Consider the following 20,746-nt stretch of genomic DNA (forward strand, 5'->3'; position numbering starts at 1 on the left):
CCGGCGCCCCGATCGTCGGCCGAACACCGCAAGAGGAATTGATATGGCCGGAACGTGTCCGTTCCGGACATCTGGACAGTAAGACCTGATTGAGAACAAACGACCCAATGCAGCCCTTCATTTATCCAGAGTTTCCTCGCCGCTTATCCATTGGAAGCGGACACACCCACCTATCTCAGAACCAACCTTCAACCTTTTCGCGGTTCGGCACGCCGCCAGCATGGACGACTTTTCCATCGACCACGACGCCAGGCGTGGACATCACGCCATAGCCAATGATGGCAGCCATGTCCTCGACCTTTTCTAAGGCAATCTCAGTGCCCCGTTCCTTGGCTACCGCTTCAATCAATGCGACGGTATTGCGGCAATTTACACATCCCGTACCCAATACTTTGATGTTTTTCATTTGATGCTCCCTTTTGTTACAAGACCAGATTGAACACGTAGCCCACCAGCAGAATTCCGGTCGCAACAACGCCCGCGAAGGTGGCAATCAACCGGGGTTTGAGAGCCTTACGCAGGATAATCATCTCCGGCGCCGACAAGGCGATAACACTCATCATGAAAGCCAGCACGGTGCCTAGTGCGGCCCCCTTGCCAATCAGCGCCTCAACAATTGGGATGATGCCGGCCGCGTTGGTGTACATCGGCACGCCAAGCAGCACGGCAGCCGGGACGGCCCACCAGACATCCTTACCCATGAACGAGGCCATGAAATCTTCAGGCACATAGCCATGAATGCCTGCACCGACACAGATACCGGCCAGGATGTACGGCCAGACCTTGCCGACGATGTTCCTGATGTGGTCTCGTCCGGCCTCGAAGCGGGCGACCCAATCCAGTTCGTCACCCTCGTAGCTGGCGGCTTGTCCGTTCTGAATTTGCTGCACCCAGTCCTCAAGGTGTTTTTCCATCTTCAACTGGCCGATGACTAGCCCAGAGACGATGGCTACTGCCAGCCCAAGCCCCAGATAGAGGGCTGCGACCTTCCAGCCAAACATGCCGAACAGCAGTGCCAGTGCGACCTCATTGACCATCGGCGCCGAGATGAGGAACGAGAAGGTGACACCCAAGGGCACGCCAGCGGACAGAAAGCCGATGAATAGCGGTACGGCGGAACAGGAGCAGAACGGCGTCACGATACCCAGTGATGCAGCCAGAACATTGCCCACGCCGACACGCTTACCAGCCAAAAGCGCACGAGTGCGCTCCGGTGCAAAGAACGTCTGGATGATACCCATGACGAAGACGATACCGGTCAGGAGCAACAACACCTTGGGCGTGTCGTAAAGGAAGAAGTGAATGGCCTCGCCCAATCGGGTATCACGCGTCAGTCCGAGCAGCGCGAGCAGGGCATTGGCAAAATCAGTGAGGTGGCTGTAAGCGGCCACCCAGAGACCGCTGGCCAATACAACAACGACCCACCACTGAGCTAAACGCCCTTGCGCTTGCGTATGGGTTGTCATGACTCTTCCTCCTTATGTTTTATCGGGCTTCGTACCAGCCCTTCGAAGCATTCACGACCTTCACCACCAGCAGCATCACCGGCACTTCAATGAGGACGCCGACCACGGTAGCCAACGCAGCCCCCGACTCGAACCCGAACAGGCTGATGGCGGCGGCCACGGCCAACTCGAAGAAATTGGATGCACCTATCAGTGCGGAGGGGCAGGCGACGTTGTGCTTCTCACCGACCGCCTTGTTCAACCAATAGGCCAGTGCAGAGTTGAAGAACACCTGAATCAGAATTGGCACCGCCAGCAGAGCAATGACCAGCGGCTGTCTGAGGATGGCTTCTCCCTGGAAGGCAAACAACAGCACCAGCGTCGCCAGTAATGCAGAGATGGACCACGGGCCAATCTTGGTCATGGCAACATCGAAAGCTTCTTGTCCCTTGGATAGCAGCGACTTCCGCCAGAGTTGGGCGAGCGCGACCGGAATCACGATGTAAAGCAAAACGGAGGTCAGCAACGTGTTCCACGGCACGGTAATCGACGAAATGCCGAGCAGAAAGGCGACCAACGGCGCAAAAGCGAAGAGCATGATGGTGTCGTTGATGGCGACCTGCGACAGCGTGAATAGTGGATTCCCGTTGGTCAGACGGCTCCAGACGAAGACCATGGCCGTACAGGGAGCAGCCGCAAGCAGGATGAGGCCAGCGATGTAACTGTCGAGTTGCTCGGCCGGCAACATCGGCGCAAACAGGTTGCGGATGAACAGCCAGCCGAGAAAAGCCATCGAGAACGGCTTGACCAGCCAATTGACGAACAGCGTCACACCAATGCCGCGCACATGCTGTTTCATCTCGGCTAGGGCGCCGAAATCGACCTTGACCAGCATCGGGATAATCATCACCCAGATGAGCAAGCCGACCGGCAGATTGACCTGCGCCACTTCAAGTCGGCCGATAGCCTGGAATACGCTTGGAGCCATCTGGCCAAAAGCGATGCCGGTGACGATGCAGAGGAAGACCCAGACAGTCAGGAAGCGTTCGAATACGCTCATCGGAGCGCCGGCGGCGATTTTGGCGGTCATTTCACATTGGGCGGACATCTTATTTCCTCACAGCCCCAAGGCGTCACGAACAGCCGGCACCAAGCGAGTGCGGATGTCGTCACGAACGGCAATGAAGCTGTCCAGTGGCTCGCCATGCGGGTCATGGAAACCAACGTGGATGCGCTTCACTGGGCGAGGAAAGACCGGGCAGGTTTCCCTGGCGTTGTCGCAGACACTAACCACGAGGTCGATGTCTTCATGCATGACGGCTTCGAAGGTCTTGGGTGTCAGGCCATCGGTCGGCAGGCCAGCCAGCTTCAGTGCCTCGATGGCGCCGTCAGCCACTTTGGGTTGGGGACTAGTTCCAGCAGAGATACCACGCACTAGACCTGCGAGGTCATGATTCAGGATGGCCTCACCCATCTGGGAGCGACAGGAGTTACCGGTGCACAGCACCAGCACGGTTTTGAGGTTCGACATCAGGCTTTCTTTCCAGCTTTGGTGCGGCGCTTCTCGGTGGTGTCACAGCAAGCAGTCTTGGGAAGGCAGGCATTGCCCTGGCAACAGTTGCTGGTCAGGAAGGCAATGAGGTCATCCATCGTGCTGTAGTTGGCGGAGTAGTGAATGAAGCGGCTTTCGCGTTCGCCCGTAATCAAGCCCACCCGGCTGAGGTGTGCCAAGTGAAACGACAGCGTGGCGGGCGCCATCCCCAGTTGCTCGCCAATTGCACTGGCGTTAATGCCATCCGGCCCGGCTTCAACCAGCAATCGGAAGATAGCCAGACGGGATTCATGACCCAGAGCGGCGAGAAGTTCAGCGGCGTTTAAGGTTTCCATGATTCGAGTATTGTCGAAATGTTGATGAAAGTCCAGTGACTCTTTTGTTATGGATTGCGGACCTTGGTCTGCTGGGCAGGCAATTACCGCTTCTGGCCGAGAACACCCGTTCAGCCAACTGTCCGATGTGCGGCTATTGAAATCAAGCTGTCTGCCGTAAGTCAGCTACGAGCAAGCATCCCCAAAGACAGGCTCAGAAGCCTAGCTGATCTTGAGATAACTGCTTCATGGAGTCAGTCATCGGCTATGTAGCCGATAACCCACTCACAAAACAACTCTGGGATGCGGCTGACGCTAAATTGCTGTTCAATCATGCAGGTATGAAGCTGACTATCTTGAATTTGATTAAGTCACGCGGCCTGATGAGACGCCCCTCCTGACTCGCTGCATCAGGAACTCACCCCTCTAGCCGTCGAGAAAGAGGAATACTCCAGCCTGGAAATACGCTTCTCGCTGCTATTCCCTGCCCCATCTCTGTGCGCAGTAATTTCACTACCGCCTGTGTGAAGGTGCTTTTTCTTTCACGCTCCACGCATACATCAGGGAAGCCTCGTTGAATTCCTGCTTGGTTTCCACATCCATCCACCAGACCAATCCCCGGCTGTCTTGACCAAGGTATTTCCACTGCTGGGCAGCTCCGCTGCACAGTTCAATGGTGTAAATCGCATTAGTCTCGAGAGCAATCATTGATCGAGCCAGGGTAGTGGGAGGAAGGGGGGATTGGGTACAAGCGCTCGCCAATCCTGATTAGGCCAAATCCAGTTGTAATCGGGAGATGCTGTTGATGTGAATGTCGCGGCCCTGAATGGTAAAGAGACCTTGGGCGCTCAACTCGTGGAGAGTCCGGGAGAAATGTTCGGGGCTCAGACTTAGCTGAGAGGCAATGACGCTTTTAGGCGCAGACAGCCTGATGACAGTGGTTTCCTGACATGATTCCTGATTGGTTGCTTCACGCAGCAGGAAGGTTAGTACGCGCTTGGCGCCGGAGCACAGCGTATACCCTTCCAAATCGACCATCAGGTCATGCGTTTGCTGCGACAGAGAACTTAGCAAATTATGGGTGAAGCCCGGATTACGGGTGACCAGGTCGAGAATTGTCGTCTTCGCGATTTGTAGCACCAGCGTGTCATCCAGCGCTTGCGCATGAGCACGGTAGGGCTGATCCAAAATAAGCTCGGTCTGTCCAAAGCTCTGCCCTGCGCCCAGTATGGTGACGACCTTCTCGGTGCCCTGGGGTGATGAGAATGCCACTTTCACCTGGCCGTACATCACGATCATCAGACCAGAACAGCCATCCCCTGATCGAAACAGCATGTCGTTTTTTTGGAGATTCAGCGTCTGGCAGGCCTTGCCAACTTCGAAGGTCTCGTCGCAGGAAAGTCCTCCAAACAAAGGGATTCGACCCAACAGGGTATCAATCTGGACAGACTTTACATCGCGCATTGCTTCTCCTGGCTCAGGCTGTGGGAACAGTTGAGCGTGCAATGTGCCTCTGATGTTTTGGCGCAGCTTGATTTGGATCAAAACAATCCGAAGGCCCTAGGTGTGTCCCATACCAAATAACTACCTTTCATTCGGGATTTCGGAGGCTCTCGCAACATTTTGCTATCCTGCCGCTTCTCCATTGGCCCGCGCTTCAATCCAAACCAGCCAACGATGGTGGCTTTGCAAGGTCAATTTTGAAAGCCAGGCCGGACGATTTGATACGACAGTTCGGATAGCGTATGGATCGTCCCGAATGTCGAAATTTTTACTTTTTCAGGAATGTCATGATCAACAAACTTAGCAGGATACTTTTTACCGTTTCGTCGGCACTTTGGCTCACAACCGCATTGGCCGAAAATCCGGGGCACAAGCACCATCACGAATTTCCCCAAGACGTTGATGCGTTTCATGCAGTGCTGGCGCCGATTTGGCATGCACGTCCCGGCAAGGAACGTTCGCGCAACGCTTGCAACAAGGCTGCCGAGATGGAGAAACTGGCCAAGGGCATCCAGTCTTCGGACGCGACACCGCTAGTCGCCACGATCAACGCTTTGCAAGGCAAATGCAAAGGCAAACTGATCGATGTGGATGCGGCGTTTTTTGATGTCCATGAGGCGTTTCATCAGTTGATTGACGCACCGGCGCCTACGGCAAAGCGCTGAGCCGTTTCCCCCCACGGCTGCCAAAGCCTGGGGGCGGCCAATATTGCCCACCGACGATCCCGGCACATCGACCGGCTCAGGGATAGGGAATCTGCATTCAAAAAACACCATATACAGTAGAAAACAACAAGCATAACCACTACCCATAGTAGAAACATCATTGACGCCCCAGCGACCATGCCGTTAGAATCCAGACTGTTGAAGGTTCCCCACGCTGGGGATTAAAAGGGAATCCGGTGCCGAGTCTGACTCGAAATCCGGGGCTGCCCCCGCAACTGTTATCGGCGAGCGCTTCGCCACTCTTGCCACTGGTTCACCCCGGGAAGGCTGCGAAGCGCGATGAACCGAGAGCCAGGAGACCTGCCGCAACAACTTTCCAACCAATGATGGGGCGGGGTGTCCCTGATGAAAGGTTTGTGCGTGCTGCCATTTTTCGTTCGTCCGGCTTGTCTGCTCACGGGAAATCCCCGTTGTGGCGATTGCGCTGCGTCAAGTGCGCCCCTTCGAGTCTACCCCGCCTGCGGAGACTCGCCATGCCAGTGAAATTGTTTAGAACATCGCCCCTGACAGCTGCCCTGCTGTTTGCGTTTTCGGGTGGCGCCCAGGCTGCCGGTGTGCCGACACTGCAAGAAGTGACCGTCAGCAGTGGCCAGCAAAATCTGATCGGCGTTGCCGATTCGGCCACCGAAGGTACGGTCACCGCCAAACAACTGGCCAATCGCCCCTTGCTGCGACCCGCCGAAGTGCTCGAAGTGGTGCCGGGGATGATCGTCACACAACACTCGGGTGACGGCAAAGCCAACCAGTATTTCCTGCGCGGGTTCAATCTTGATCACGGCAGCGACTTTTCAACCCACGTCATGGGCATGCCGGCCAACATGGTCAGCCATGGCCATGGTCAGGGTTATATGGATCTGAATTTCCTGATCCCGGAACTGATCTCCAGCGTCAAATACCGCAAGGGCGTCTATGCGGCGGATGATGGCGATTTCGCGACGGCCGGCTCGGCCCGGATCGACTATCAGCGCAGCCTGGCCAGCCCGTTTGTCGACATGAGTATCGGCCGCAACGGTTCTCGCCGCCTGGTGACGGCCGGCAGTAGTGAACTAGCCGGTCACCAGTTGCTCGGCGCACTAGAGCTCGCCGGCAACGACGGCCCCTGGGATCAGCCGGAAAACCTGAAAAAGACAAATATCGTGCTGCGTCTCTCGAACGGTACGACGAACAATGGCTACGCCATCACAGCAATGGCTTACAAGGCGGATTGGACGGCGACCGAACATGTTCCCGAACGTGCCATCCAGAACGGCGAGATCGGTCGCTACGGTGCACTGTCGGCCAACGATGGCGGCAAAACGCACCGCTACAGCCTATCCGGCGAATGGGCCAGAACCGGTGAAGAGGGTGCGACGCGAGCCAATGTTTATCTCATCGACTACGGGCTCAATCTTTTCTCTGCCCCGTCCGGTTACATCAACGGCCTGAACGGCGACCAGCACGAGCAGGCTGACGAGCGACGCATCTGGGGCGGCCAGGCCAGCCGCAGCTGGTTTCTCGGTCCACAGTTCAAGGACAGCGAAATCACCGCCGGCATCTCGCTGCGTCAGGATCGGATCAGCCATGTCGGCCTGTACAGCACGGAAAATCGCCAGCGCACCAACACCGTTCGCGAAGACCGCATCAACGAGACGGCACTCGGTTTCTATCTCGAAGCGCGTAGCCAGTGGACCCCGTGGCTGCGCAGCAACATCGGCCTGCGCCGCGACGAAATCCGGGCCCAGGCCAGCGCCCTGGGTGGCGCCAACAACATGAGCAATGGCGGCGATATCAGTGCCGGCCAGACCAGTCCCAAACTCGGCGTCACCATCGGCCCCTTCAACCTGCTCGGCGCCACCGAGTTTTACGCCAACTGGGGTAATGGCTTCCACAGCAACGATGTGCGTGGTGCAACAGCAAGAACCAACCCGCAGGACGGTTCAGCGACGATGGCCGTCCCGCTGCTGGTCAAGGCCCGCGGCTCGGAAATCGGCCTGCGTGCCGCACCGCTGCGTGGCTGGAACACCAGCCTGTCACTGTGGCAAATGGATCTGGCCTCCGAGCTGGTATTCATCGGCGATGAAGGCATTACCGAACCCAAAGGCGCCTCACAGCGGCACGGCATCGAATGGTCCAACTACATCGTGCCGACCGATGGCCTGATCATCGATGCCGATCTGGCCATGTCCGAAGCCCGCTTCAAGACAGCCAACGCCGACAACGGCGGACGCCATGTGCCGAACGCCATCCCGCTGACCGCCTCGCTCGGGCTGACCGCCGACCAGGGCGGCCGCTATTTTGGCGGCCTGCGTCTGCGTTATATCGGGGCCTATGCCCTTGAAGAAACGGCGCATGAAAAATCGACGGCCTTCTGGATGACCAACCTGAAAGCCGGCTATCGCTACGATCGCCAGCTTCAATTCACGCTCGATGTACTCAATCTGTTCGACAAAAAAGCCAACGATATCGAATACTGGGGCGGTGCCTGCACACGTAGCGAAGCCGCCAATGGGAGTTGCGGCGGCGGCATCGATGGCCGCCTGGTGCATCCGATCGAACCGCGCACCCTGCGCTTGGGCATGCGCTTCACGTTCTAAGGCACCACGGAGCGCTTTGACGGGGAATGGCAGGCGACTGATATAGCAATTAATCGACAAATTGCAAACAAATGTAATTGACAACGATTCGCGTTTACGTAAAATTGCGACAAGTTCTCATTTGCAGGAATATCATGAACCCGCCCTACCAGCCGTCACCATCGACGCCACCGCTTTCCAGCACCAGCTTGCCCCGGATAGATACCAGCGAATTACTGCGTGGAGCTGCGACGCTCGAAATCATGCACGCCGGGCAACGCTATCTGTTGCGCGTGACGCGTGAAAACAAGCTGATCCTGACCAAATAGGCCAGCCACCAACGATCTCCGTTGTACCTCTCGTTCCCGTAGCCAGCATGTACAGCCAGCCAAGGGTTTTTTCCGGCCGGCTCGGGACAATCCGGAAAACGATATTCATGAGTTACACCCTTTCCCAGGCTTCAACCAGCCGACGCAGCAGCCTGCTGACCATTGTCATCGGCTTGCACGTCGGCATCTTCCTGCTGATTTTTGCAGCCAAGACAGTCGTCCCCCAGATCATGGAAATGCCGCTGGTCGTCGACCTGCTGCAACCGGCCGAACCCAAGCCGGAACCCAAGCCGCTGCCAGTCGTCAAGCCGCAACCGGTCAGGCAGCCCAGCCCGGCCCCCAAAGCCCCAGCGCCCCAGATTGAAGCCACACAAAGTACCGCTCCGGCGCCCAGCGCTCCGGTCGCCGCCCCGCCCGAAGTCAAACCGGCCCCGCCGGCACCGGCCGCACTCGCGGTGACGCAAGCCCGTTTCGATGCCGATTACCTGCGCAACCCGGCCCCGCCCTACCCGCCGCTGTCACGCCGCATGGGTGAAGAAGGCAAGGTTGTACTGCGCGTTCTGGTCAGCCTACAGGGAACAGCCGAGCAGGTCGAAGTAAAGACCTCCTCCGGCAGTGAGCGCCTCGACAATGCTGCGGTCAACACCGTCAAAAACTGGAAATTCATCGCCGCCCGCCGTGGCGACACCCCGACTCAAAGCTGGGTTTTGGTACCCATCATTTTCAAATTGGAGCAATAACATGCAGGAAACCACGCAAAACGCTTTCGGCTTCGCCCACCTCTGGGCGGCAGGCGACGCCATCTCACATAGCGTCGCGATCATTCTGGCGATCATGTCGATTGCCAGCTGGTACCTGATCCTGGCCAAAGCCTGGGATTGGTGGACCGTCCGTCGTTCGGCCCGCGCCGTCGGCCAGTTCTGGGCGGCCAGCAGCGTCGCCGAAGGCATCGAACGCCTGCGCGATGCCGGCAGCGACAGTCCTTATGCGCAACTGGCCGAGCAGGCCAACTGCTGCAACCACGATTGCGAAACCGTGACTGGCCGTCTGGCCTCCCGCTTTGACCCGGCCGAGCAAATGGAACGCGCCCTGCGCCAGCAACTGTCGAGCACCCAGGCCGGCATGGAAAACGGCCTGACGCTGCTTGCCACGACCGGCGCCACGGCCCCGTTCGTCGGTCTGTTCGGTACCGTCTGGGGGATTTACCACGCGCTGGTGGCAATCGGCATCTCCGGCCAGGCTGCACTGGAAAAGGTTGCCGGCCCGGTCGGTGAAGCACTGATCATGACCGCCGCCGGCCTGGCCGTCGCACTGCCCGCCGTCTTCGCCTACAACGCCTTCACCCGTGCCAACCGCGTCATCCTGGCCGATCTCGACGCCTTTGCCCACGACCTGCACGCCTTCTTCACAGTCGGCAAGCCGTTTGTCGCCAACAGCGCCCAGATCCACCCGATGCGCGCCCGCGCTGCTGTCGAGGTCGCGTAATCATGGCGATGGGCAGTTTCAATTCGCAACAGAACCAGATGCCGACGGCGGAAATCAACATGACGCCGCTGGTCGACGTGATGCTGGTGCTGCTGATCATCTTCATCATCACCGCACCACTGATGACGCATTCGGTACCGGTCGACCTGCCGCGCGCCGCCAGCACGCCGACACCGGAAAAGCCGATGACGCTGCAAGTAGCAATCAATGCTGAAAACCGCATTTTCATCGGTTCCGAAGGGGTCGACCGCAGCACGCTGGAAGAACGCTTCAAGGCCGCCGTCGCTCAGGATGCTCATGTCGAGATGCATCTCAAGGCCGACCGCGCCACACGCTACGAAACCGTCGCCGAAACCATGAGCGCCGCCCGCCGGGCCGGACTGACCAAGATTGGTTTCGTCACGCAACCCGGAGAAGGTTCGTAACTGAAAAAAGCCGCCAGCAGGCGGCTTTTTTCATCGTAATAACAAAAATATTCAGGGAAGCAGCAGATGTCAAAAATTCAGATCAAGCCGTTCACTGCGGCCTTGCTACTCGCATTTTCCGGCCACGCCCTGGCCGACAAGACTCTCGGCGAAATCACCGTTTCCGGTGGCAAATCATTCGGTTCCAAACCCGTCCTGCGCGACGAAATCATCGCGACCGAATCCATTGGTGCACGCGAATTGGAAAAGACCGGTGCAACGACGTTGACCGAAGCACTCGACAAGCGCCCGGGCATCGCGATGCAGGTTGAATGCTCGATCTGCAATGTGCGCAATGTGGTCCTCAACAACCTGCCGGGCCGCTACACCACCCTGCTGATCGACGGCATTCCGATTTTTTCGTCAGTCTCCTCAGCCTACGGACTGGATAGCGTGAGCCTTGGTGGCTTGGAGCGCATTGATATTTCGCGCGGTGCGGGCACCAGCCTGATCGCCCCCGAAGCGCTGGCCGGCTCGGTCAACATCGTCACACGCCGCCCGATCAAGGACGAGTTTCTCGCCAATCATCAATTCGGCCAGTACGGCCAGACAAACACCGACCTCTTTGGTGCCAAGGCTTTTGAAGGCGGTGCATTGACCGCCAATTTCAGCCACAACCAGCATGACACGGTCGACGGCGACGACAACAGGATTTCGGAATACACCGGCTACAAGCGCAACCTCGGCGGCATCGGCTTCTTTGCCGACGACCTCGGCGGATTCAAGCTCCGTGGACGCTTCGACATCGTCGATGAAAAGCGCATGGGCGGCGCCATGGGTAGCAATTACAACGGCACGAAGGCAAGCACCAGTGGCAATCCGTTTGACTGGAGCAAGGGCCAAGGCGGATCGCCCGACGCTCGGGGCTGGGTCACACCGGATGGTTCCGGCGGCGACACGCTGGCCAATGGCCAGGCCGGCAAGTTCTACAACGACGGGCTGGCCGGCATGTCGGAAATCATTTACACCGACCGCAAGCAGTGGATCAGCAGCGCAACGCGCAAGCTGGGCGACGGCAGCCTTCGATTCGCCGCCGGCTATGCCAGCCACAAGCAGGATTCGTTCTACGAAAAAGCAGTCTACAAGGCCGACCAGACGCAGTACTACCTCGAAGCAAGCACCCAGCAGCCGATCGGCTCATCGCTCGTCACGGCCGGCGTCACCTATCGCTATGAAGACCTCAACAGCCAGGGCACCGACGCCAGCGGACGCAGCAACAACGGTATCGACAATTACAAATACCGTACCCCGGGCGGCTTCCTGCAAGCTTATCAAGCCTTCTTCGACGGCCTGTTCGAAGTCAATGGCTCGTGGCGCTACGACCAGCACAATGTCTTCGGCGGCATCAACACGCCGCGCCTCAACGTGCTCTGGAATCACAGCCATGAGCTGAGCAGCCGCTTCGCGGTCGGTCGCGGTTTCCGTGCGCCGACTTCGTTCTTCGAGCAAGACCACGGCATCCTCGATACAACCCGGATCGTTCGCCGGATCGACAAGGCGGAAATTTCCGACAATGCGTCCTACGCCCTGTCCTACGCGGGCGATCGTCTGGCCATGGTCAGCTCGCTCAACTACAACCGCATCAAGAACATGGCGCTGCTCGACTCGGGCGCCACCGATGCGGCCACCGGCGACGCGATCACCTTGTTCACCTCGGCCCAGAAACCGGTCACCGTCAAAGGCGCCGACATCACGATCACCTACAAGCTGACGCCTCAGCTGGAAACGACGGTCGCTGCCGAACGCTTCCACTACAACTTCTCGGAAGCTGGAACGCTCGCTTTTGCCCGTCCGGAAACACGAGCCTACCTGCGCCTGGACTACGAAAGCGGCCCATGGAGCGGCATGTTGCGTGGCACCTGGACCGGCCCGATGGACCTGGCCCGCTTCTACGACTACGCCAACAACCAGCGCTACAACTTTGACGGCTCGCGCAAGATGGACAAGAGCCCGTCCTACTGGATTGCCGACATGCGCGGCGAGTATCGCGTCAACAAGCAATGGAGCACCTTCCTCGGCGTCGACAATGTCTTTGACTTCAAGCAGTCGGACAAGGAAAGCATGCTGTGGGTCGACGCTGCCGGCTCGATCGATGTCACACAAATCTGGGGGCCGAATCGTGGCCGCTTCATTTATGGCGGCGTAAAATTCGCACTGTGACATCCCGTCTCCGCAACTCACTGGCGCTAGGCATTGCCCTGATAACAGGGCCGCTGGCCATGGCTGCGGTCGACCACCAGGAAAGCACGAAAACCGCACTCGACTTCGAGCTTGCGGATAATCGGCAATTCATTCAGCTCTCGACCCTGACAGCCCAAACCACTGTCATCAATTTCTGGCGAGCCGACTGCCCACCCTGCCTGCGTGAAATGCCGCTGCTCGCTCAGCTTGCGCGTAGCGGCAAAGCCCGGGTCATTACCATCGCATTGCAGCGTCCAGCAGAAACAGCTGCCGCCCCCGCGACCATCCTTGATGCACTGACCCCCCCCGTTCTTGCGCTACACGGCCCTCAAAACCCGCGCGGCCTGCTTGCCCGCTTCGGCAACCCGCGCGGTGCAATACCGCATACCGTCGTACTCAATGCTGAACGTCGCACCTGCGGCCAGTTCACTGGCGAGATAACGCCCTACTGGCTGAACACGATGCTTGCTCGTTGCTCATCCTCATAAAATCTTCAAAATCACGTGCCTTCAATCAAAAACGCAAATACTGCCATCCTCCTCGTCGGTCATCCCAATGTCGGCAAATCAGTTCTTTTTCACCGCTTGACCGGTGCCTACGTCAATGTATCCAACTATCCCGGTACGACTGTTGAAGTCACCCGGGCCAGTGCCCGCTTCAATACAGAAATCAGCTTGCTCGATACGCCGGGTGTATTGGCACTGCCATCACGCAGTGACGATGAGCGAGCAACCATGCGCGCCCTGCTCAATGAAGATGCACGCAGTCTGGTCCAGGTCGGCGATGCCAAGAACCTGCGCCGGACACTGACCCTGACCGCCCTGCTCGCCGAACTCGGCGTGCCGATGGTGCTCGCCCTGAACATGCACGACGAGGCGGCGGCGCGCGGCGTCACCGTCGACATCCCCGCCCTCGCCGAGGAACTCGGCACGCCGGTCCTGGCCACCGTCGCCACCGGCGGCGAAGGCATCGGCGAACTGACGGCCAGCCTGGGCCAAGCCCGGGTGCCGCAAGCCCTGCTCCGCTACGACGCGGCAATCGAGGACGACATCGGCCGGGTCAGCGCCTGGATCAGCCGCCATGCCGCCCACCCGCACCTGGCAGCGCGCGGCCTGGCCATCCTTTATCTCGGCGGCGATTCGGAAGTCGCCGACTGGTTGCGCGAAACGGCCGGCGACCAATTCGCCGAACTGGCAGCACTCCGTCAGGCGGCGACCAGCCGGGCGGAAGGCGACCTGCCGACCCTGCTCGCCCGCGAACGCACCGAGGCGGCCGATGCGCTGGCCGCCAGCGTCATCCAGCGCGCCGTCAAGAGCAGCCCGCTGCTCTCGCAACGCATCGGTCAGTATGTCGTGCATCCGCTGTGGGGCATTCCCATCCTGCTCGGCGTCCTGTTCGCCGTTTACGAATTCGTCGGCGTCTTCGGCGCGACGACGCTAGTCGGCCTGATGGAAGAGGATCTCTTCGAAGGCATCCTGAACCCGGCCTTCACGCATTTCGTCACCGCTGCGGTCGACCTCCCCTGGTTGCAGGAATTGCTGGTCGGCCAGTACGGCCTGTGGACGATGGGCATGACCTACGCGCTGGCGCTGATCCTGCCCATCGTCACCACCTTCTTCTTCGCCTTCGGCGTACTCGAAGACTCCGGCTACCTGCCACGCCTGACGGTGATCGCCAACCGCCTGTTCGCGCTGATCGGCCTCAACGGCCGCGCCGTGCTGCCGATGGTGCTCGGCCTCGGCTGCGTAACGATGGCGACACTGACGACACGCATCCTGCATTCGCCGCGCGAACGGCTGATCACCATCTTCCTGCTCGCCCTCGCCATCCCGTGCTCGGCCCAGTTGGGCGTCGTCCTCGGCATGTTGGGCGGCGTCTCCTTCACGGCCGTGCTGATCTGGGCCCTGGCCATGGTCGGCGTCCTGCTGCTGGCCGGCTTCCTCGCCGCCCGGCTGATCCCCGGCCGGCGCATTCCGCTGGTCACCGAATTGCCGCCAATGCGCCTGCCGATCCTTGGCAATGTGCTGAAAAAAACCGGCGGCCGGCTCAAGTGGTACCTGATCGAAGTCATCCCGCTCTTCCTGCTCGGCACCTTCATCATGTACGGGCTCGACAAGACCGGCGCCCTGCCCGCCATCATCGAAGCCGGCGAACCGCTCGTCACCGGCTGGCTCGGCTTGCCCAAGGAAGCCTCGGCCGCCTTCGTCATGGGTTTCCTGCGCCGCGACTTCGGCGCTACCGGCCTGTTCGCGATGGCCCACAGCCTGTCGCCGATCCAGGCCGTGGTCGGCATGATCACCATCACGCTGTTCATCCCATGCTTTGCCAGCCTGATGATGATGGTCAAGGAGCAAGGTACCAAGACGGCGCTGCTCATGGTCGGCCTGATCGTGCCCTTCGCCTTCTTCATCGGCGGCCTGTTCAACATCGCGCTGCGCGCCCTCTGGAGCTGAGCATGTCACCCAAACACGAAGCCCGCCTGCCGCTCGCTTTCATTCCCGCCGGCAGCGAAGTCCGCCTGGCCGCGCTCGGCGACGAAATCGACCCGCTCCAGCGCGAACAACTGACCGCCTACGGCCTGGCCGAAAACCGCCCGCTGCGGGTTTTGCAACAGCGGCCGATGACGGTTATTTTGGCGGATGAAGTGGAACTAGCACTGGAACACGCTGTCGCAAGACACATCTGGGTGGAAAAGGTTCTCCCCACCACCTAGAATAGCCCTCCGGGCAAGCCAGTTGAATTTACCAGCCAGCCATAAGTTCCACCCATTTACGGAGAATGCCATGAAGGGCGACAAAAAAATCATCGACATCCTGAACAACCTGCTGGCCGGAGAGCTGACCGCAGTTGATCAATATTTGATTCACGGCGAAATGTATGCCGACTTCGGTCTGGCCCACCTGGCCGAAAAATCACTCCATGAGTCGGACCATGAACGCCAGCACGCCCGGGCGCTGATCCAGCGCATCCTGTTCCTCGAAGGCACGCCCAACCTGGCCAAGCGCGACGCGCTGAAGGTCGGCAAGACGGTGCCGGACATGCTGAAGTCCGACCTTGCCGTCGAATACAAGGTGGTTGGCGAACTGAAAAAAGCCATGGCGGCCTGTGAAAAGGCCCAGGATTACGTGACCCGCGACATGCTTGCCATCCAGCTCGAAGATACCGAGATGGATCACGCCTATTACCTTGAAAAACAGATTCGACTGATCGAACTGGTGGGTCTGCAGAATTACCAGCAGAGCCAGATGAATTCCGGCACCCCGGCTTAAGGAGCAACACGATGAAAGGCGACAAGAAAGTCATCGAGATCCTGAATAAGGTGCTGAAAAACGAGTTGACCGCGATCAACCAATATTTTCTGCACGCTCGCATGTTCCGCAACTGGGGGCTGGAAAAGCTCAATGATTACCAGTACAAACAGTCGATTCGCGTCATGAAGGAAGCCGACGAAGTCATCGAACGCATTCTTTTCCTCGAAGGCCTGCCCAATCTGCAAAACCTCGGCAAGCTGATGATTGGAGAACATGTCGTCGAATGCTTGCAAGGCGATCTGAATTACGAACGCGATATCCAGCGTCCGCTGCTGATCGATGCCATTGCTCTCTGCGAAAGCCTGCAGGACTATGTCAGCCGGGACTTGCTGGAAGAATTGCTTGAGCACAGCGAAGAAGCAATCGACTGGCTGGAAACGCAACACAGCCTGATCGCCAACGTGACGCTGCCCAATTATCTTCAAGCCCACATGGAAGCCGGCGGCGACTGATTCGCCGTCTGCAGTGAAACAAGCTGTGGTCTCCACATTTTTCGACTAACATGACATAACGATTATTCAAATCGTTACGCAATCGATAATGTGGAGACCGCTTGATGAAGGCTGATTTTCGCTGGCGATTTTTCAGTACAGGTGCGCTGTTGACCGCAGCACTGCTCCTGCCGGCCGGACAAGTGCTGGCCGAAGCCTATTTCGATCGCTACGGGCTAAGCCCCACTTCGCCCCCTCTGGATCTGGGAATTCAGCCGCTCGGCTACCCTTCCGGCCTGATCAGTGCCGTCATGAGCCGAGACCGGCTGATGACCGAGCAACTCGCCAAACTGGGGCACCCGCTCAAGGCTCACCCCTTTCAACGCGGCGCGGACATGCTTTCACTGCTCGCCGACCAACGCCTTGAAGCCGGCTTGCTCGGCGATGTCCCGACCATTCTGAGTGCAGCAACCGGTGACGTGCTGATTGTCGGCCTGGTCAAGCAAACATCCACCTCGATTGTTGCCAAAGGTGAAATCCAGGTGCGCAATCTGGCCGGCAAACGCATTGGCTATGTCGAGAATTCCAGCGCCCATCACACCTTGCTGCAGGGGCTGGCGTCGACCAAATTGACGGAAAACGATGTCACGCTCGTCCCGATGCGGGTCGATGACATGCCGAATGCGCTAGCGCGCGGCGAAATCGACGCATTTGCTGCCTGGGAGCCGGCACCGTCAATTGCACTCAGCCAGAATGACAAGCACCGGATCGTGTTTCGTGGTCTGAGTTCGGACTACTTCGTGATCAGTCGCAGTTTCGAAAAACATGACCCTGAGGCCGCCCGTGTTCTGGTAGCCGGCTTTGTCCGATCCATCGAGTGGATGCGACGCAGCCAGAAAAATACCGAACTGGCCGCCCGGTGGGCCATCGCCGATGTCGAGAAATTCTCGGGCAAACCGGCCACGCTGCCGATCAGCCAGATCGTGGCCATCACCCGCCGCGAAATACTGAACGTTCCCTCGGCACCGACCATTATTTCATCGCCCGGCTCACCACCTGTCCTGCGTAGTGAATTCACTTTCCTCCAAGGCAAAAACAAGATTCCCAAACACGGAGATTGGGAAAAGGTGGTTACGGCACTGAACTACGATGGCCTTGAACGTGTCATGTCCGATCAGCGCAAGTACCAGACCAAACAATTCGACTATGCCGAGTAAGCCCATGCAATCGGTACCCTTCCGATTCTCGACACGAATTTCGATCTACTTTTGCGGACTTTTTCTGCTCGTCCTCGGCATTCTGTTTGCGCTGTGGTTCAACGGTCTGCCACTGATCAGCCTGCAAGGGGCGAGCGAACAAAAACTGGCTGAATCATCGCGACTGCTCGAAGCCTCGGCCGATCAACAACGCGAATATTTTTCGCAATCGATCAACGAGCGCCGGGGCGACATTCTTGTGCTGGCCGAAAGCCGGACACTGGAAACCCAGCTCGCCACGACTTCAGGCAAGGTCGAAAGTGAGTTGCAACAGAATCTGGAACGGGTTTTTGAACGTCTTCAGCGTGCCTATCCAGATCGTTACCTGCAAATCTCCCTGGTCGACCCGAGCTCCATGAGAATTCGTGCCTCGTCAAAAACCAACGAGGTCGGCCAGCGCTTTGCGCGCGAAGCATTGATCGAGCGCGCCTCACGGCCTGGCGTGACGGAGTTGATCGAGCAAGTCAATTATTCCGACCGGCCCAGCCTGGCCATTCTCCGCCAGGTCCACAACTCTGATGAGCATGACCGCCTGGTCGGCATTGTCATTGCCATACTCGATACCCCTTATCTTCTCATTCAGGGCGTACACGCCAGCCATCCCGGCACGACCCTGCTGTTCGACAACACCGGCCGTCAGCTGGCACGCCACCCGTCGAACAATCCGGCCTACGACAACTACCGGCCGGGCACCATGATTGCCAGCGGTTTTGAAGGCTCGCTGATTGAACAGGATCCCTTTGGCCAATCATTCATCACGGTCTACCGCCACATCCCGCTGAGCGGGGCTCAAAGCTGGAGTCTGGTGCATTTGCAAACGGTCGACTCCGCCCTGACCTCGCTGAATATCCAGGCACACCACCTGCTCACGCTCGGAACACTGCTTGCCGTACTGGCCCTGGTGCTTGTCGTGCTGGCCGCCCGCCGGCTGACCTTGCCGCTGGAAACGCTGGCCGCCAACGCCGAGCAGCTGGGCCAGGGACAACTGGATGTCCGTATGGAATCGGGCAAGAGTGCGGAAACGGTACAACTGGCCGACACCTTCAACAGCATGGCCGACCGCATCCAGCAATCGCACATGCTGCTCGAAGCGGACGTCGCGGCCAGAACCGCCGCACTGGCTCAGGAGCGTGATCTGGCCCAGCATTATCTGGACATTGCCATGGTCATGCTGCTTGCACTCGATACGCAGGGCAGGATTGCCATGATCAATCGAAAAGGGGCGGAAATCATCGGCCGCCCCAGTGCAGAGTTGCTCGGCATGAACTGGTTCGAGAATTTCCTGCCTCCCGAGAGAGTGCAGGAGGTGTGCTGCCTGTTTGCCGGGATGATTGCCGGTGACACCGACATTCCTGAAAACCATGAGAACCAGATCATCAACAGCCGGGGCGAACTGCGCCTGATCCACTGGAGCAATACGCTGCTCAGGGATGCTTCCGGCCAGATCGTCGGCACGCTGTCGTCCGGTGAAGACATCACCCTTCGCCGGCAGGCTGAGCTTGAACTAATCAGTCATCGAAACCACCTTGAAGAACTGGTCGAACAACGGACCACCGACCTGTCGAAAGCCAAGGAAAGCGCAGAAATGGCCAACCGCGCCAAGAGCACCTTCCTGGCCAACATGAGCCACGAATTGCGCACGCCGATGAATGCGATCATCGGCCTGACCCACATCGTCAGTCGCAACAATCACGACCAGGCGCAGGGCGAACGACTCGGCAAGATCGGCATGTCGGCCAATCATCTGCTGCATTTGCTCAACGACATTCTTGACTTGTCCAAGATCGAGGCCGATCACCTGGTTCTGGAAAAAACAGAATTCCGCCTGGGTACCATCCTGAGCAACATCGACAGTCTTTCGATAGACCGGATCGGGGCCAAGGGCTTGGTTCTGAACAAACAGATCGAGCCCGATCTGGCCAATCGCGTACTCCGGGGCGACTCGCTTCGCATCCAGCAAGTACTGCTCAACCTGGTCGGGAATGCGATCAAGTTCACCGAACGCGGCAGTATTTCGATCATCGTTACCGTGCAGGAAGAAATCGACGACCAGCTTCTTGTCAGCTTTGAAATCAGGGATACCGGGATTGGCATTTCGAAGGAAGCGATTGCCCGGCTATTCAATCCCTTCGAGCAGGCCGATGATTCAACCACCCGCAAATACGGCGGCACCGGACTCGGTCTGGCAATCAGCAAACGGGTTGTGCAACTGATGGGCGGTGAAATCAACGTTACAAGCACCCCGGATTGCGGCAGTTCGTTCCGTTTTTCTGTTCCGCTGGGCAAACTGGAGGCCAGTGCGCAGCCTACGGCAGGGAGTCCACATCCCTTGATCGATGCGGAAGGCATTCTGAAATCCCGTTTCCCCGGCACGCACATCCTGCTGGCCGAGGACGACCTGATCAATCAGGAAGTCGCCAAAGAACTGTTGCAGGACGTGCTTGGCTTCTCGGTCAACATCGCCAATAACGGACGTGAAGCCGTCGCCCAGGCCGAAAATGGCCGTTTCGAGATCATCCTGATGGACATGCAAATGCCGGAAATGGATGGTCTGGAGGCCACCCGGTTGATTCGGACGCAGCCACGCAACAGCAAAACACCGATTCTGGCGATGACCGCCAATGCCTTCGAAGATCACCGCCAAGCCTGTCTGTCAGCCGGGATGGATGACTTCATTGCCAAGCCGGTTGATCCCGACATCCTTTTTGCCACGCTGCTGCGCTGGCTTGAAACTGCCGCCCGACAATAAACGGCGGTACCTCTTTCGTGCAGCACAGGCACCAAGCTCGAAAACCGAGCCATAAATAGGAATAATTCCTATTTACAACGACTGCATCCCACCTATACAATGAGAACAATTCTTGTATAGGAAAATGTCATGAGCAGCATCCTGAACTTGTCGTTTGCCGGATTTGTCCTGTGGGTCTTGATGTCTGCGCATAACTGGCTTTAAGCAAGGAGTCGAGCATGCCAAAAACAGAACTGTGGGCCGGCGCATTAAGCCTCCTGCTCCATCATTCGGAAACCGCCTGCCCCCATGCCGCCAGTCAGGCCGCCCGTTTGCTCGAATGCATTTCGGATGCCAGCGACCTGGACGAAGCAACCCGGGCCTTGTGTGACCGGGCCAGCATCCGCTTGAGTCAGAGCAGCAAAAATCCCGGATTTTTCAAGTAGACCGCAACACGCTTCATTTGCCCA

Annotated in this window: 22 protein-coding genes and 1 riboswitch; of the genes, 15 read left to right on the forward strand and 7 right to left on the reverse strand. The window is 58.3% G+C overall.

The window, feature by feature from the left end; genetic code table 11:
* Positions 1 to 175: 175 nt before the first annotated feature.
* The 7 genes from KI614_RS10910 to KI614_RS10940 all read right to left on the reverse strand — a co-directional run bounded on the left by KI614_RS10910 (position 176) and on the right by KI614_RS10940 (position 4,775).
* Positions 176 to 406: a thioredoxin family protein gene (locus tag KI614_RS10910; protein ID WP_226405714.1), complete on the reverse strand. Its 231-nt coding sequence runs from the start codon at positions 404 to 406 to the stop codon at positions 176 to 178.
* Positions 407 to 422: 16 nt separating this feature from the next.
* The gene (locus KI614_RS10915) at positions 423 to 1,466 is read right to left on the reverse strand and encodes a permease (protein ID WP_226405716.1); all 1,044 of its coding nucleotides are present in this window, start codon (positions 1,464 to 1,466) and stop codon (positions 423 to 425) included.
* A 19-nt stretch (positions 1,467 to 1,485) separates the two neighbouring features.
* Positions 1,486 to 2,553 carry an ACR3 family arsenite efflux transporter gene (gene arsB, locus KI614_RS10920; protein WP_226405718.1) on the reverse strand — a complete coding sequence of 356 codons (1,068 nt, stop codon included), beginning with the start codon at positions 2,551 to 2,553 and terminating at the stop codon, positions 1,486 to 1,488.
* A gap of 9 nt (positions 2,554 to 2,562) precedes the next feature.
* On the reverse strand, positions 2,563 to 2,976 hold the full coding sequence (locus KI614_RS10925) for an arsenate reductase ArsC (protein ID WP_226405721.1): 414 nt from the start codon (positions 2,974 to 2,976) through the stop codon (positions 2,563 to 2,565).
* Positions 2,976 to 3,332, reverse strand: a complete 357-nt coding sequence (locus KI614_RS10930) for an ArsR/SmtB family transcription factor (RefSeq protein WP_226405724.1) — start codon at positions 3,330 to 3,332, stop codon at positions 2,976 to 2,978. The genes KI614_RS10925 and KI614_RS10930 overlap by 1 nt, the downstream gene beginning before the upstream one ends.
* 492 nt (positions 3,333 to 3,824) lie before the next feature.
* A complete protein-coding gene (locus KI614_RS10935) occupies positions 3,825 to 4,019 on the reverse strand; it encodes a hypothetical protein (protein WP_226405726.1) in 195 nt (64 codons plus the stop codon).
* A gap of 60 nt (positions 4,020 to 4,079) precedes the next feature.
* Positions 4,080 to 4,775: a Crp/Fnr family transcriptional regulator gene (locus KI614_RS10940; RefSeq protein WP_226405728.1), complete on the reverse strand. Its 696-nt coding sequence runs from the start codon at positions 4,773 to 4,775 to the stop codon at positions 4,080 to 4,082.
* A 281-nt stretch (positions 4,776 to 5,056) separates the two neighbouring features.
* On the opposite strand from KI614_RS10940, the gene KI614_RS10945 reads away from it, so the two are divergent.
* The 15 genes from KI614_RS10945 to KI614_RS11015 all read left to right on the forward strand — a co-directional run bounded on the left by KI614_RS10945 (position 5,057) and on the right by KI614_RS11015 (position 20,722).
* On the forward strand, positions 5,057 to 5,479 hold the full coding sequence (locus KI614_RS10945; protein WP_226405730.1) for a hypothetical protein: 423 nt from the start codon (positions 5,057 to 5,059) through the stop codon (positions 5,477 to 5,479).
* Positions 5,480 to 5,664: 185 nt separating this feature from the next.
* Positions 5,665 to 5,862, forward strand: a riboswitch (cobalamin riboswitch).
* A gap of 150 nt (positions 5,863 to 6,012) precedes the next feature.
* Entirely contained in the window at positions 6,013 to 8,112 is a 2,100-nt protein-coding gene (locus KI614_RS10950; RefSeq protein WP_226405733.1) for a TonB-dependent receptor, read from the forward strand.
* Positions 8,113 to 8,246: 134 nt separating this feature from the next.
* The gene (gene hemP, locus KI614_RS10955) at positions 8,247 to 8,420 is read left to right on the forward strand and encodes a hemin uptake protein HemP (RefSeq protein ID WP_226405745.1); all 174 of its coding nucleotides are present in this window, start codon (positions 8,247 to 8,249) and stop codon (positions 8,418 to 8,420) included.
* 107 nt (positions 8,421 to 8,527) lie between these two features.
* Positions 8,528 to 9,160, forward strand: coding sequence for an energy transducer TonB (locus tag KI614_RS10960; RefSeq protein WP_226405747.1), 633 nt, complete (start codon positions 8,528 to 8,530; stop codon positions 9,158 to 9,160).
* Between the two features lies 1 nt (position 9,161).
* Entirely contained in the window at positions 9,162 to 9,905 is a 744-nt protein-coding gene (locus tag KI614_RS10965) for a MotA/TolQ/ExbB proton channel family protein (protein WP_226405749.1), read from the forward strand.
* 2 nt (positions 9,906 to 9,907) lie between these two features.
* Positions 9,908 to 10,330, forward strand: a complete 423-nt coding sequence (locus tag KI614_RS10970) for an ExbD/TolR family protein (protein ID WP_226405751.1) — start codon at positions 9,908 to 9,910, stop codon at positions 10,328 to 10,330.
* Positions 10,331 to 10,396: 66 nt separating this feature from the next.
* Positions 10,397 to 12,529, forward strand: coding sequence for a TonB-dependent receptor plug domain-containing protein (locus tag KI614_RS10975; RefSeq protein WP_226405775.1), 2,133 nt, complete (start codon positions 10,397 to 10,399; stop codon positions 12,527 to 12,529).
* A complete protein-coding gene (locus KI614_RS10980) occupies positions 12,526 to 13,038 on the forward strand; it encodes a TlpA family protein disulfide reductase (protein WP_226405778.1) in 513 nt (170 codons plus the stop codon). The genes KI614_RS10975 and KI614_RS10980 overlap by 4 nt, the downstream gene beginning before the upstream one ends.
* Positions 13,039 to 13,053: 15 nt before the next feature.
* Positions 13,054 to 15,003 (forward strand): ferrous iron transport protein B, encoded by a 1,950-nt coding sequence (feoB, locus tag KI614_RS10985; protein ID WP_226405791.1) that lies wholly within the window; start codon positions 13,054 to 13,056, stop codon positions 15,001 to 15,003.
* Between the two features lie 2 nt (positions 15,004 to 15,005).
* Positions 15,006 to 15,263 (forward strand): ferrous iron transport protein A, encoded by a 258-nt coding sequence (locus KI614_RS10990; RefSeq protein ID WP_226405793.1) that lies wholly within the window; start codon positions 15,006 to 15,008, stop codon positions 15,261 to 15,263.
* A gap of 70 nt (positions 15,264 to 15,333) precedes the next feature.
* The gene (gene bfr / locus KI614_RS10995) at positions 15,334 to 15,819 is read left to right on the forward strand and encodes a bacterioferritin (protein ID WP_226405795.1); all 486 of its coding nucleotides are present in this window, start codon (positions 15,334 to 15,336) and stop codon (positions 15,817 to 15,819) included.
* Positions 15,820 to 15,830: 11 nt separating this feature from the next.
* On the forward strand, positions 15,831 to 16,313 hold the full coding sequence (gene bfr, locus KI614_RS11000) for a bacterioferritin (protein ID WP_226405798.1): 483 nt from the start codon (positions 15,831 to 15,833) through the stop codon (positions 16,311 to 16,313).
* A gap of 104 nt (positions 16,314 to 16,417) precedes the next feature.
* Positions 16,418 to 17,509 (forward strand): NrtA/SsuA/CpmA family ABC transporter substrate-binding protein, encoded by a 1,092-nt coding sequence (locus tag KI614_RS11005; protein ID WP_226405800.1) that lies wholly within the window; start codon positions 16,418 to 16,420, stop codon positions 17,507 to 17,509.
* Positions 17,510 to 17,513: 4 nt separating this feature from the next.
* A complete protein-coding gene (locus KI614_RS11010; protein WP_226405802.1) occupies positions 17,514 to 20,297 on the forward strand; it encodes an ATP-binding protein in 2,784 nt (927 codons plus the stop codon).
* Between the two features lie 218 nt (positions 20,298 to 20,515).
* On the forward strand, positions 20,516 to 20,722 hold the full coding sequence (locus KI614_RS11015) for a hypothetical protein (protein ID WP_226405809.1): 207 nt from the start codon (positions 20,516 to 20,518) through the stop codon (positions 20,720 to 20,722).
* Positions 20,723 to 20,746: the final 24 nt, after the last annotated feature.

Source organism: Dechloromonas denitrificans (genome assembly GCF_020510665.1).
In the GTDB taxonomy this organism is placed as follows: Bacteria; Pseudomonadota; Gammaproteobacteria; order Burkholderiales; family Rhodocyclaceae; genus Azonexus; species Azonexus denitrificans_B.